This is a genomic window from Kineobactrum salinum (assembly GCF_010669285.1).
Lineage (GTDB): Bacteria > Pseudomonadota > Gammaproteobacteria > Pseudomonadales > Halieaceae > Kineobactrum > Kineobactrum salinum.
In genome coordinates this window covers 829,725-843,884 of record NZ_CP048711.1, presented here as the reverse complement: position 1 = coordinate 843,884, position 14,160 = coordinate 829,725, and the positions used below count along the sequence as shown (strand labels likewise).

Sequence of the window (14,160 nt, the reverse complement as noted above, 5' to 3'; positions counted from 1 at the left end):
GTCCCCATCAAACTCAGCCAAAAGTACAGACCCGGTAATCACACGTTCCCCGCATCTCCGCGGGGATTCCCCCATCCTTCTACTTCCGTATAGGGAGTGGTCTCCGCGTCAACCAACAGGGAGAATTTGGCCCTGGGGTAGCACTGAATAAAGGCTTCACGGGCTTCCTCGTTCAGAGTCACCAGCCCCGAGGAGCGTTTTTTGCCGGCCAGTTTGACCGTGCTCAGCTCTACGGCCCTTGATGATGCCTCGATGTATGGCTCGTAGCTGTCTCGTGCCCGGCGTACCAGAACTACTTCTTTCGATTCTTCGCCCAGTCGGGTCCCGATATCCACATCATCCTCGGTCCAGGCCCGGTTGCTGTCTGGCGTGTAGCCCTTTTCCAGGTCCAGCGCATTGAAATGGCCCTGGTTGCTGCTGCCCCGGGCTTTACCATCGTATTCCCGCTCTGCCTGTTGCAGAGCCTCGGGGATTACCACATCTTCGCCGTAGACATACTCGATCATGCGGCGGGACTCCTCTGGAAGTCGCAGCTCACCGGTTTCGTGGAGATAGGTCATGGTGCGCCAGATGCGGCCTGGGCGCTGGTAGACGTATTGGGTATTTGGGGAGTGATCCTTGAGCCAGTCGCGATCCGGCTCCGAACTCCATTTGGGGGCGTGAACCATTAGGCGGGGCGGCTCTCGGTCGTCCGGGCCAGAGGGGTTCGGCTTGCCGGAAGCGTCACGAGTATGGCGATGCAGGCGACCGGCTCGCTGGATCAAGTCATCAATCAGGCACAGGTCACTGATCATGACGTCGGCGTCGACGTCCAGGCTTTCCTGAAATACCTGGGTGGCTATCAACACCTTACCTGCTCGTTCTGTTTGGGTGGATGTCTTGCCAAAGTGGGCCATTACCCAGGCTTCCCGCTCCTTGCGATGTTGCAGTACAAAGCGGCTATGAAATAGCAGGCACTGATCTGGCCTGGCTAGCTGATCCCTCAACTGCCGATAGGCCGAGATAGCCTCATCCACCGAGTTGCGCACCCAGACCGCGCACTGTCCGGCCTCCACGGCCCGGACCAGCCGATCCAGACAATCGGCTTCGCTGTGCACAAAATCCACTGCCACCTGTTTTTCAGTGCCCGGTCGGCAGGGCAACCGCTCTTCCCGAAGGCCCGCTTCATAGCTTACTGCCGTGGCCAGGGGGAAATCATCCAATCCTGTGCGCTCAAGGGGTGTCTCCTTCTGGCCGAGAACGCGCTGCCACACCTGTACCAGTTTTTGTCGCCTCGCCAAGGGGAGCGTGGCGGTAAGCATGATCAGGCTCCCGCCCTGACTGGCGTGAAGGGTCATCAACTTCTCCAGCAGGGTCAGCATGTAGTCGTCGGCGGCATGCACTTCGTCGAGAATCAGCACCTTCCCATAAAGTCCCAAAACCCTCAGGGACTGGTGCCGCTTGGGCAGAATCGCCAACAGCACCTGATCCACGGTTCCCACTCCCACGGGGGCCAGTAGCGCTTTTTTGCGGCTGTCCGCCAGCCACTGGCTGCAGTGGAGTGAAGCGGTTTGTTCATCCTCTTTGGCATCGTAGGGCCGATCTGCGGCACTGGTCCCCAGCGCCGCCTCTCGAAAGCGGTCGTTGAGTTCGCGGGCCCCATGGGCCAGCACGATGCTGGGTTTGTCTCCGTCTCGTCCGGTCAGCATACGATGGTAATGCGCTGCAACCCGCTCGAACATGGCATTGGAGGTCGCCATGGTGGGTAGCCCCAGATACAGACCCCGCCCAGCCCCCGACTGTAACAGTCGGTGTGTCAGCACCAGCGCGGCTTCGGTTTTGCCGGCCCCGGTCAGGTCCTCCAGGATAAACAGCTGTGGTGTTTGGGTGACGGGCACTTGCTCGGCATAGGATTGCAAAGGCGAGGGGCTGAAGGAAAAGAGGGAGTTAAAGCCGTGGAAAGGCTGAATGGTAACCGGCTCGAAGACCTCTGTCTTGGCGATGGCCTTCAGGGCGCGGGGCAAAGCTATCTCCCGCCAGTAATCGGGCAGCGGCATCCACTGATCACAGTACTCGAAGATATCACTATCCGATCCCACCCAGTCGCAGTAGGTGCCGAGGCCAGCCAGCAACCAACTCACTTGGCGCAAACGCTCGGCAAACGATTGGTCCGAAAAATAGTGGAGGGATGGTTGCTCTCCGAGAAATATCTGACAATCGTTAATCCACGCCTGGGCGCAACCCACATCATGCTCCGTCAATCGCAACTTGTCGTGCGCGGGCACAGTTTTCTCTTGCCGGACCGGTTTTCCGTGATGTCCCCAAAAAATCCCCAGATAGAACTGAAAGCATCGTTTGGCTGTTGCCGTACCGTGAAATATCGGAGCCGCTCTCTGGGCCTGTTTCCAGACATCGTACCCGAGCTGGTCGTGCCGACCCGTTTTACCGCTGTAGCTGACGCCCTCGGGCAAGTGGATCTGGACCAATCCCATGGCCTCGAACAGACTCTGGAAGGAGGCGGTCATTTTGCCGAGGTCATGCAGCAACAGCCCGAACAGAAACAAGCTTCGAAACTCAGCGGACGTTATTCCGAGAAACTCGGCAAGGTCGACTTCCAGTTCCGGTCGTGCCCTCAGAACCTGCTCACCGACCGCAGCGACATCCAGCAGGTGGTACGGTAGTAGATGACAATGGGCAGTCATCCCTTCAGGGCTTTGTGCCTTACCGATATAGTTATAATAGTTTTGCTCCACGGCTGCTTCGGCGCCCCCTTTTTCCTCTTACCCTACCGCATTCGAGCAATTCCGCAATATGGAATGAATAAAACGAACCCGATCTGGGCAGCTTATCCAGCGCGACCAGGCGGATATCGCTGCATGCAGCAATATCATCTTGACGAGGTACTAATGCAGTTTCAGGCGCGGGTTGGCGCCCTTGCCGAGCAGGTCTTTCAGCATGAACACCCCGGTGCGAAGCAGGCCGTGCAGGGAGTACTGGTGCTGCCGGTACAGGAAGCGGTACATCAGCCGGGCGATCAGACCGTGCAGGTTGATCCCGCCCAACAGATTGCCCATCAGCCGGCCCACTGCGTGCTGTTCACTGAGTGAGACCAGCGAGCCGTGGTCCTTGAAGCTGAAGTGGCGCAGCGGCTGCCCGGCCAGGAAGCGCGGCAGATTGTGCGCCAGGAAGGTCGCCTGCTGGTGGGCCGCCTGGGCTCGCGGTGGCACCCGCATGCCATCGTGTTCACAACTGGCGCAGTCACCAAAGGCAAAGATCGCGGGATCGGTAGTCGTCTGCAAGGTGGGCCGTACGGCCAGCTGATTGATCCGGTTGACCTCCAGCCCGTCCAGCCCGGCCAGGAAGTCGGGTGCCTTGATACCCGCCGACCACACCCGCAGCGAGGCGGGGATGAACTCGCCGTCGGCGGTCTGCAGACCCTGTGCCGAGACCTCGACGATCTTGGCGCCGGTGGTCACGGTGATGCCCATTTTCTCCAGTTGCCGGCGAGCGGCGACGGCAACCTGGTCGGTCAGCATCGGCAGGATTCTGGGGCCGGCTTCGAACAGCGTGACATGCACATCGCGGGCTTGCAGCTCTTTCAGCCCGTAGGCGGCCAGTTGCTCCGCGGCGGACTTCAGCTCGGCCGCCAGCTCCACGCCGGTGGCACCGGCGCCGATGATGGCGATATTCAGGGAGTTGCCATTGGCCGGTGGGTTTTCCTCGGCATGGGCAATGATATAGGTGCTGAGGAACTGTTTGTGCAGCATTTCCGCCTGCTGGCGACTGTCGAGGAAGATACAGTGTTCCCTGGCACCGGCGGTGCCGAAATCGTTGCTGGTGCTGCCCACGGCGATCACCAGCGCGGTGTAGGACAGCTGTCGCTCCGGTACCAGTATCTTGCCCTGGTCATCGAGCAGCGCAGCCAGACTGATCTTCTTTGCCGCCCGGTCGATCCCGGTCATTGCGCCCAACTGGAACTCGAAGTGGTGGCTGGCGCCGTGGGCAAAGTAATTGAGTTCATCCTGGTAGGAATTGATCGAGCCGGCGGCCACTTCGTGCAGCAGCGGTTTCCAGATATGGGTGGGCGAGCGGTCGACCAGCGTGACCCGAATTTCGGGATTTCTTTTCAGCTTGTCGCCCAGCTCCGTGGCCAATACCAGGCCGCCGGCCCCGCCGCCGACGATTACAATACGCTGCAGGTTGCTGCCGGCATTCACTTCCCTGGACTGGTTCACACGGGCTCCCGACGATAACGACGATGGCGGATGGGCTGGCGCGGACGACTGGGTCGCCGTCGCGGAGGGAATTGTACCGGATCACCTGCCGGCGCGGGTAGCGCCAGCGCATCTCTGATCAATCCGATATTGCCTCAGCGGAGCTTCTGGTTAAATTTGTCTGCGCCAGCAGTCCGGTATAATCTGACCCCAACCGAAGCCGAAAGTGAGGCCAGAATGCCTGCCATGACCTGCTGTTGCGTACCGCGATCGATAACAGTGGCGCTTGCCGCGCTGATGCTTGTTGCCACCGCGGCCTGTGAGCCGCCCCCCATTGCCGAGCCCATTGCCAAAGCCACTGCTGAAGAGCCGGCCAGCAAGCCTGAGCAGGAGGCCGATCCGTACCGGTGGCTCGAACAGGTGGAAAGCGAAAAGGCGCTCAGCTGGGCGCGTGAACAGAATGAGGTCTCGCTGGCCCGGCTTGCCGGCGATCCCCGCTATGAACCGGTGCGAGAGGCCGCCGAGCGCATCCTGACCGCGGCCGACCGCATTCCGTATGGAGGTATTTACGGGGATTCAGTCCGGAATTTCTGGCAGGACGATGAGCATGTGCGGGGAATCTGGCGTCAGACTTCGCTGGCGAGCTATCGCGGCGAAGAGCCGGAGTGGACAACCCTGCTGGACCTGGATGAACTGGCTGAACGCGAGGGAGAAAACTGGGTGTGGAAGGGCGCGACCTGCCTGCCGCCGGCGTATCAGCGCTGCCTGTTGCAATTGTCCCGCGGCGGCGCCGACGCTGTGGTCGTGCGCGAGTTCGACCTGGCACGCGGTGAGTTCATCGCCGACGGCTTTGTGCTTGAGGAGGAGAAGCAGAACCTGAGCTGGATCGATGCCGACCGGCTGCTGGTTGCCAGCCCGTTGGCGGGAGGCTCCAAGAATACCTCGGGCTACGCTCGCAGCGTGCGGCTCTGGCAGCGGGGCACACCACTGGAGGAGGCGCGGACTCTGTTCACCAGTGAGGCCACCGACGCGATGACCTTCGGCGTCGCGGAGCACCGGCCCGAAGGTCGGGAGCTGTTCATCCTGCGGATGCCGGATTTTTTCAAGGAGACGCTCTACCACATCGGCGCGGACGGTGACCTGACCGAGCTACCGCTGCCGGAGGATGTCAACTTTCAGGGGCTGATCGACGGCCAGTTGATCGCGCTGCTGCGCAGCGACTGGACGCGCTCAGGTCCAGAGTCCGCCGCGGCTACGCTGCCGGCCGGTTCGGTGGTTTCGATCCCGTTGCAGCAACTGCGCGAAGGCGATGTCCGGACGGTGCAGTTGATTGCGGAGGCATCGAAGACCATCGCGATAGAGGGAGCCGCCATCACGCAGGATGCACTGTACCTGTCGCTGCTGGACAATGTCCGCGGGCGCCTGCTGCGGGCCCGCTACAAGGACGGCAGGTGGCATTCGAGCCCGGTCGAGTTGCCGGCGACCGGTTCCGTGGACGTCGTGTCCAGCAATGCGTTTTCGCCCACACTGCTGGCCCGTTTCGAGACCTTCCTGGAGCCGGACACACTGTACGCAGTGGCCGGCGATCGGGCCGAGTCCATCAAGACCATGCCGGCCCGGTTTGATGCCGAGCCATTCACGGTGGAGCAGCGCTTCGCCACTAGCGACGACGGTACCCAGATTCCCTATTTCCTGGTGCGGGCGAAGAACGCCTCGACCAGCGGCCAGACGCCGACCATTCTGTATGGCTACGGCGGCTTCGAGATATCGCTGACGCCGTCCTATGTCTCGCCGCTGGCGATCGAGTGGCTGCAGCGCGGTGGCGCCTATGCCATCGCCAACATCCGCGGCGGTGGTGAGTTTGGCCCACGCTGGCACCAGGCAGCGCTGCGGGAAAATCGCCCGCTGGCCTTCCAGGATTTTGCCGCAGTGGCGCGCCACCTGATCGACAGTGGCCTGACCAGTGCCCCCAGGCTCGGAATCTATGGCGGTTCCAATGGCGGTCTGCTGACCACGGCCACCATGGTGCGCAATCCCGAGCTGTTTGGCGCCGTCGTCTCGGCGGTGCCGCTGATCGACATGCTGAATTACCACACGCTGCTGGCGGGAGCCTCCTGGATCGGCGAATATGGCAATCCGGGTATTCCGGCGGAGCGCGAGTTCATCGCCCGCTATTCACCCTATCAGCGGGTAAGCGCGGAGGTGGACTATCCACCGCTGTTTCTTACCACCTCGACCCGCGATGATCGGGTCCATCCCGGCCACGCGCGCAAGATGGCGGCCAGGATGCAGGAACAAGGGCACGAGGTGCTCTACTACGAGAACATCGAGGGCGGTCACGCCGCCGCGGCGGACCTGAAACAGCGCGCGGTGCGCGATGCACTGGTGGTAGTCTGGTTCCTGCAGCAGCTCAAGGACAGTCCGGCGCCGTGATGCATCCCGGCGCAGCGACCATTGCGGCGGCTCACTGGCCCAGGGCCAGCAACACGCCGAGCAGCAACAGGAACCACAGCAACAGACCGTAGCTGCGCCGGCGCCAATTCAGCCGCGCCTGTTGCGCGAGTATCTCGCGCGGATGCAGGTTCAACCCGGATTCGTCTACCGCGCCGCGGCCACTGAACAGTATTCCCACCATCGCGGTCACCGCGAAGCCGATCAGGTTCCACCACAGCCAGGAGACCGCCGGGGCAAATTGCCACAGACAGGCATTGCCCACCACCCCGGCCAGCAGGCCCGTGCAGGCGCCGCTACCGGTGGCGCGCGGCACCAGCATGCCCAGGGCGAACACCGCCAGGATGGGGCCGTTGGCCAGCGAGCCTATCTTGTTGATGGCTTCCAGCACCGTGGGGGCGATGTCGCCGACGTAGAACGACATGCCCAGCGTGAACAGGCCCCAGAATACTGTGACCAGACGCGAGACCAGCAACTCCTGCCGGTGGCTCAGATCGCGCCTGCGAAAGCGGACGATGAAGTCCTCCATGGTGGTGGCGCTGAGCGAGTTCAGGACCGAATCCAGCGACGACATCGCAGCCGCGAACAGCGCTACCATCCCGAGTCCCACCAGCCCCGGTGGCAGGCTGGCGAGCATGTACTGGGGCACGGCCAGGTTGTATTCCGGCGCGCCGTTGCGTTGCGGCAGGCTGCCGACGAAGTCCGGGGCACCGTCGGCATAGACTGCAATCCCCAGCCCCACCAGGCAATACAGCGCCACCAGCGGAAAGCGCAGTACGCCGTTGATCAGCAGGGCGCGGTTGCTGGTGTCGATATCCCGGGTGCTGATAATGCGCTGCACCTGACTCTGGTCGCAGCCGTAGTAGGCCAGATAGAGAAAGAAGCCGCCGAACAGCATGGGCCAGAACGCGAAAGTCTCGCCGTCGCCGAAGCCATGGTGACTGAAATCCAGGGCCCGGCGCCGCTCCGGCGAGGCTGCCTCCAGCATCGCACCCAGACCACCGCTGGCGTCCGCCAGCAGGTACAGCAGCAGGGCCAGCATGAATACCAGAATCACCATCTGCAGCACGTCGCTGTAGATCACGCCGCGAATGCCGCCCAGCACGTCGTAGACCACGGTAAAGCCGCCCAGCAGCACTACCGCCCAGAAAAAACCGGTCCCCAGGATCAGGTCGATGACGATGGCAATGCTGTAGACCGTTACCGCGGTAGCGCTGGCGCGAACAAGCAGGAACAGGCCGCTGAGCAGCAACCGGGTGTTGAGATCGAAGCGCCGTTCCAGCCAGGCATACACGGATACCAGCTGCAACTGGCGAAACAGCGGTATCACCAGCAGGATCAGCACGATCATTGCCAGCGGCAGGGCCAGCTCGTACTGTAGCCAGACCAGGCCGCCGCCGGCGGCGAAGGCCACGAAGGCCGGTGCTCCAAGAATGCTGTTGGTCGAACACTGCGTGGCCAGCACCGAGATCGCAACTGGCCACGCGCCAATACTTCTCCCGCCCACGTAGTAATCGGCACGGCTGCTCTGCTGCCGCGACAGATACAGCGCGAACAGGACCAGAAACAGCAGATAACTGCCAATAATCAGCCAGTCCAGTTGGGTCAACAAAACCTGTCCCCGGATGCAGATTCGGATTTGGCATTGTGTCTGCCGAGGGTGCAAAAGTGAAGGCCGGCGGACCGCCGGGCCCGGGTGGACACATTCACACTAACCGCAGGCTGCCGCGAAACTCACTGGGTGGTTTGCCGGTCCACTGCTTGAAAGCGCGCCGGAAATTGGTGACTTCGGTATAGCCCAGCAGTGAGGCGATATGCTCTAGGCTCATGGATGAGTCCCGCAGATAAGCGATCGCCAGTTGCTTGCGCACGTCGTCGGCCAGTGATCTGAAGCTGCTGTCGAACTGCCCCAGTCTGCGGCGCAGGCTGCGCGAGCTGATGCCAAGTTCCCGGGCTACCGCTTCCATGTCCGGGATCTGCCCGGGTGCCCGCATCAGGATGCGGCGCACCTCGCGCACCAGGTTTTCCTCGCTGCTGTGGCGGTCCAGCATCTCCTCGACCAGCTTGCGGCAGATACGAGCGCTGACCGGGTTGGCATGGGGCAGGGCAGTATCGTCCGGCGACCGAAACCACAGCGCATTGCGGCTCTGGTCGAAGCGGACCGGGCAACCCAGCACTGCATGGTAGCGTTCGGCGTATTCCGGTGCGGGATAGCTGACCTGCAGTTCGAGCACCTGCATGTGTTGGCCCACGAGGCTGCGCAGCACCGTGACGATGCCGGCCACCATTTCCTCCACGGCAAAGGGCAGGGCAGGGCCCAGCTCGACCGGTTCATCCATCGCCAGGCAGATCCTGTCGTCTTCCTCATGGGCACTCAGTCCCATCATGCCGCTGGCGGCCCGGTGGAATTTCAGGCCGGTAAAGAAGGCCTCCCGGTAGGTGGCACAACTCATCATGGTATAGCCGAGCATGCCCCAGCTGCTGATGGTTTCACTGGCGCCCACGGCCAGACCCAGTCCCTGGAAGGGCGCCAGCGCAAGCGCGCGGGTAATCAGCGCCACCATCTGGTTGTAGGGGATGAAGGTATCATCCCGGTCCAGCAGCAGCGGCCGGATGCCGGTGCCGGACAGCACGGTGCTGCGGGAAATGCCTTCTGCCTCCAGCATCTCGACAATCTGCACCGCCATTTGCGGTGGCATTTCATGGCCTGCGGCTACGGTCCGCGCGTATCGTTTCATGGTGCTGCTGTCCGAAAATGATCCATCGCATGGCCTACTCTAACCTGTTGTGCGGCGCCTGTACACGTACAGTAGGAGCGTGTTGGAAATCCGGTGGGCATGCAGCCCGGCCCGGAAATAACAAGGCAGCCGCCGGCGCCAGGGGAGTCAGAGATGTTGTTGCAAATTGCCAGAAAGCCCGCCTCACCACGTTCGACAGGAATCCGCCGCCTGCCGCTCAAACCATTGACCCTCGCCCTTGCGGCGCTGGGGACCACGCTGCCGGCGACCCCGGCACTGGCTGTGGCCCTGGAGGAAGTGGTGGTGACCGCCCAGAAACGTGAGCAGTCATTGCAGGACGTTGGCATCACCATGTCGGCAATGAGCGGTGACACGCTGGACAGTCTGGGTCTGTACAACAGCAACCAGATCGCTGCCAGCATTCCCAATGTGAATATCGAGTCCCCTGCAGGCGAGGGTGGCGTCAGCGTGCTGTTTATTCGCGGTGTCGGCCTGAATGACTTCGCTACCAATAACAGTGGTCCGGTGGGGTTTTACGTCGACGAGGTGTTCGCCGGGTCGTCCAACTCCCAGTCCGCGGCACTGTTTGATATCGACCGGGTGGAGGTACTGAAGGGGCCGCAGGGCACCCTGTATGGACGCAATACCACGGGCGGGGCGGTGTCGGTGTATTCCCGCCGTCCCGGCAACGAATTCGAGGGCTATATCAAGGGCAGCTACGGTTGGTATTCCGGAGGCAATGACCATTACCGGCTGGAAAGTGCGGTCGGTGGACCGCTGGGGGACACGGTCAACGCCCGTCTGGCGCTGGTTTCCGAGCACAGCGATGGCTACATGAAAAACCTGATCAACAATGACTATGTCGAAAAGGACAACTGGGCCACCCGCGGGCAACTGGAGTGGCAGCCCAGCGAGCGGCTGGGCCTGCTGTTCAATCTGCACGCCAGTGACAATGACTCGGACGCCGATTTGTACAACAGTTCGCAGGATGAGGATTTCTATGCCGGTGTTTCCGACATCCGTCCGGTCATTCAGGTAGAGCAGATTGGCGGCTCGGTCAGACTCGACTACGCGCTCAGCGATACGGTTGAGCTGGTGGCCATCAGTGCCTGGGACGAGATGGACAAGCTGCACCAGGAAGATGCAGACATGTTGCCGGCCCCCATCATTCACACCGAATACGGCGTCGATGCGGAAACCTTTTCGCAGGAGCTGCGCCTGATCGGGGGTAATGCTGGTAGCAGCTGGATCACCGGCGCCTATTTTCTGCAGGAGGATCTGGAGCAGCAGCAGGGCGTGGATCTCAGCGGTGCCGGCCTGCCGATACCCTATCACTATGACAACAGCCAGGAGCTCACTACCTGGGCCCTGTTCGGCCAGTACGAATACGAGCTGACCGGCGCCCTCGCCCTGATCGCCGGCCTGCGCTACACCGATCTGGATGTGGATTTCAGCAGCGCCGGTACGGGCACCCTGTTTGTGGACAGCAGCGTTCCCGGCGGTATCAGCGACAGCTACCGGTTCGCCGACCAGCTCAGCGAGGACAGTGTCTCGGGCAAGCTCGGGCTGAACCTGCAGCTCAATGACGATGCATTGCTGTATGCCTCGGTGAGCAAGGGCTTCAAGGGTGCCGGCTTCAATGGCAACTTCCATATCAACGTCGACGGTATCGGCTCCTATGACAGCGAGGATCTGGTGGCCTGGGAGCTGGGCTTCAAGAGCGCATTGCTGGATGGGCTGATGCAGTTCAACGCCGCGGTTTTCCATTACGATTACAGTGATGCCCATATCTTCAACACCGCCCCCATACCCGGCGTGGGCCTGCCCAGCAACAGCATTCGCAATGCCGACGCCAGTATGCAGGGGCTGGATGCCGATCTGGTGTGGACGCCGATACAGGGGCTCTACCTGCAGGTGGGGCTGGGCTATGTTGACGCGACCTACGACGAGGATGTAGACGACCCGGTCACCGGGGTGCTGGAAATCGACGGCAACCGGGTCCAGAACACGCCGGAACTGAGTGCCTTCGCCCTGCTCAACTACGAGTGGGACCTGGGCTCCGCAGGCTTCGTCAGCGCACAGCTGGATGCATCCTGGTCGGACGATGTGTATTACAGCACCTTTGAGGACAATGCCGTGGCGCAGCAGGCCTATGCGCTGACCAATGCGCGGCTGTCCTGGCGGGTGCCCGGGGATGCGCTGGAGGTCGCGCTGTGGGGCAGGAACCTGGCTGACCGCGAATACGCAGCCTATGTGTTCGACCTGCGGCCAGATTTCGGTTTCCTGCAACGGATGCGTGGGGAGCCGCGCAGTATGGGTATCGATGTCCGTTACACCTTCTGAGGCAGTGCTGCAGTGAAGATCACACCGGCTGAACAGATCATGGAGCGGGCACGGGCCATGGCCGCGCCCCGCACGACGATCGCTATGCCCATGGCGCCGCGTTCATCAATGGCGAGTACTGCTCCGTCGATGAGGCCGCGATCCCGATTACCGACGTCGGCTTCATCCATGCCGATGCCGCCTATGACGTGGTCAGCGCCAGCCGGGGCTATATCTTTCGTCTGCAGGACCACCTGCAGCGTTTTGAACGCTCCTGCCACAGCTTTCGCCTGCGCAATCCCTACAGCGCGGCACAGACCAGTGCGATCCTGGTCCGGCTGGCGCAGCTCGCCGGCACCCGGGAGGCCTATATCTGGTGGTGCGTGACTCGTGGCGCAATGCCCGAAGGCCGCGAGCGGGGCAATCCGGAGGCCTACCAGAACTGCTTCTATGCCTTCGCGATCCCGTACCTGTTCATCGCCGACGACGCCATGCGCAGTCGCGGTCTCGACCTGATGGTCAGCCGCCAGTACATCCGTATTCCGGGCCGGGCGGTGGATCCTGCGGCCAAGAACTTTCACTGGATGGACATGAAGCTGGCGCTGTTCGAGGCGCGCGACCGGGGCGGGGATTTCGCCGTTCTTTGCGATGCGGACGGCTACCTGACGGAGGCTCCCGGCGCCAATATTTTCCTGGTCGAAGCGGGGACGATAGTGACCCCCGACGACGGCTGTCTGGAAGGCATTACCCGCCGTACGACCCTGGAGCTGGCCGCCGAACTGGGCCTGCCGGCGCGGGTCGAGCCCGTCGCGGCGGAGCGGTTGCGGTCGGCCGATGAGGCGTTCATCACCTCGACCGCGGGCGGCATCATGCCGGTGCGCTCGGTGGATGGGGTGCCGCTGGGCGCTGGAGGTCCGGGCACCGAGACCGTGCGCCTGCACAATCTTTACTGGGACAAGCGCTGGCGGGGCTGGCTGGGTACGCCGGTGGAATTTCGCTGTTGAGAAGAGACGCAGGAAGAGGTACCAGATGAAATTATCGCGCAGTGCACTGGCCGCAGACCAGACCCACCACATCCATCCCTTCAGTTACCCGGCCGCGGTGCGTGAGGGGCGTTTCCGGCGGATCGTCGAGCGGGCCGAGGGCGTCTATCAGATCGACAGCGAGGGCCGGCGCAGCATCGATGCAGTATCTGGTCTGGGTTGTGTCAATATCGGCTACGGCAGGGAAGAGATGGCAGACACCATCGCCGAAGCGGTGCGCACGCTGTCATTCCATCCGGTCTTCTGGGAGTGTACCAACCCCTATAGCGCAGCGCTGGTGGAAAAGCTGGACCAGTTGACGCCGGCCAATATGCAGCACTTCTTCTTCGCCAACTCCGGCAGCGAAGCCAACGACACCGCGATCAAGCTGGTGCGCTGGTACTGGAAGCTGCAGGGCAAGCCACAGAAGCAGCATGTCATCAGCCGCGACATGGCCTACCACGGCATGAACCTGCTCAGCGCCAGCCTGACTGGCCTGCAGCCCTGCCACCCCCAATTCAGTCTTCCCATTGCCGGGGTCTCGCACATCATGGCGCCGTGGAGCTGGGTCAATGGCGCGGACCTGGATGACGAGGACTTTGGCCTGCGGGCAGCGCAGGCGCTGGAGGATGAGATCCTGCGGGTTGGGCCGGAGCGGGTGGGCGCCTTTATCGGCGAGCCGATGCAGGCTACCGGCGCCTGCGTGACACCGCCGGCCAGCTATTGGCCCGAGATCCGGCGTATCTGCGACCGCTACGACGTGCTGCTGATCGCCGACGAGGTGGTGACCGGCTTCGGCCGTACCGGGCAGTGGTTCGGTCAACAGTATTTTGGCTTCGAGGCGGACATCACGGTGCTGGCCAAGGGTATCTCCTCGGCCTACTTCCCGGTGTCCGCGGTGGTTCTGAACACGCGCGTCGGCGAGACGCTCAGCACCAACCCTGAAGAGCTGTATCACGGCTATACCTGCAGCTGTCACCCGGTGGGCGCCGCCACCGCACTGAAGAATATCCAGATCCTGCAGGATGAGGGCCTGGTGGAACGGGTGCGGGACCACCTGGCTCCGCGTTTCTGGCAGCGGCTGGAGGCCCTGCGCGAGCATCCACTGGTGGGTGAGATCCGGGGGGCGGGACTGGGCGCGGGGCTACAGCTGACTGCCGACAAGGCCAGTCGCAGTTTCTTTCCCGAAGGCAGCGGCATCGATGCCCTGGTGGCCCGGTACACCTGGGACAAGGGCGTGATCGTGCGCGATCTGGGCGCGGACACAGTCGGCCTGATGCCGCCCTTCATCACCAGCGATGACGAGCTGGATCAGATCTTCAGCGCGCTGCGCCATGGCCTGGATCGGGCTCTGCTGAGCCTGGAGCACTGATCGCGCTGCGCCGCTCCGACACATCCAACCAAGAGCAACCAAGAGCAACCAAGAGGACACCC

General features: G+C 62.4%; 9 protein-coding genes. 4 read left to right on the top strand and 5 right to left on the bottom strand.

The annotated features are described in order from the left end of the window. Nucleotides 1-38 precede the first annotated feature (38 nt). A complete protein-coding gene (gene cas3, locus G3T16_RS03660) occupies nucleotides 39-2,681 on the bottom strand; it encodes a CRISPR-associated helicase Cas3' (protein ID WP_163493878.1) in 2,643 nt (880 codons plus the stop codon). A 201-nt stretch (nucleotides 2,682-2,882) separates the two neighbouring features. Further along, on the bottom strand, nucleotides 2,883-4,214 hold the full coding sequence (locus G3T16_RS03655) for an NAD(P)/FAD-dependent oxidoreductase (protein ID WP_163493877.1): 1,332 nt from the start codon (nucleotides 4,212-4,214) through the stop codon (nucleotides 2,883-2,885). Between the two features lie 216 nt (nucleotides 4,215-4,430). Here G3T16_RS03655 and G3T16_RS03650 point away from each other — a divergent pair, with 216 nt between their 5' ends. Next, a complete protein-coding gene (locus G3T16_RS03650; protein ID WP_197911873.1) occupies nucleotides 4,431-6,626 on the top strand; it encodes a prolyl oligopeptidase family serine peptidase in 2,196 nt (731 codons plus the stop codon). 31 nt (nucleotides 6,627-6,657) lie between these two features. Here the strand turns inward: G3T16_RS03650 and G3T16_RS03645 are convergent, their stop codons facing one another. After that, on the bottom strand, nucleotides 6,658-8,256 hold the full coding sequence (locus tag G3T16_RS03645; protein WP_163493876.1) for a sodium:solute symporter: 1,599 nt from the start codon (nucleotides 8,254-8,256) through the stop codon (nucleotides 6,658-6,660). A gap of 94 nt (nucleotides 8,257-8,350) precedes the next feature. Further along, nucleotides 8,351-9,382 carry an AraC family transcriptional regulator gene (locus tag G3T16_RS03640; protein WP_163493875.1) on the bottom strand — a complete coding sequence of 344 codons (1,032 nt, stop codon included), beginning with the start codon at nucleotides 9,380-9,382 and terminating at the stop codon, nucleotides 8,351-8,353. A gap of 153 nt (nucleotides 9,383-9,535) precedes the next feature. Here G3T16_RS03640 and G3T16_RS03635 point away from each other — a divergent pair, with 153 nt between their 5' ends. Beyond that, a complete protein-coding gene (locus G3T16_RS03635; protein ID WP_163493874.1) occupies nucleotides 9,536-11,725 on the top strand; it encodes a TonB-dependent receptor in 2,190 nt (729 codons plus the stop codon). On the opposite strand, the gene G3T16_RS03630 is transcribed toward G3T16_RS03635, so the two are convergent. Then, entirely contained in the window at nucleotides 11,713-11,895 is a 183-nt protein-coding gene (locus G3T16_RS03630; RefSeq protein ID WP_163493873.1) for a hypothetical protein, read from the bottom strand. The genes G3T16_RS03635 and G3T16_RS03630 overlap by 13 nt on opposite strands. Before the next feature lie 18 nt (nucleotides 11,896-11,913). On the opposite strand from G3T16_RS03630, the gene G3T16_RS03625 reads away from it, so the two are divergent. Together G3T16_RS03625 and G3T16_RS03620 are read left to right on the top strand one after the other, a co-directional pair. After that, on the top strand, nucleotides 11,914-12,708 hold the full coding sequence (locus G3T16_RS03625) for an aminotransferase class IV (RefSeq protein ID WP_197911872.1): 795 nt from the start codon (nucleotides 11,914-11,916) through the stop codon (nucleotides 12,706-12,708). Between the two features lie 25 nt (nucleotides 12,709-12,733). Continuing rightward, on the top strand, nucleotides 12,734-14,098 hold the full coding sequence (locus tag G3T16_RS03620; protein ID WP_163493872.1) for an aminotransferase: 1,365 nt from the start codon (nucleotides 12,734-12,736) through the stop codon (nucleotides 14,096-14,098). Nucleotides 14,099-14,160 lie beyond the last annotated feature (62 nt).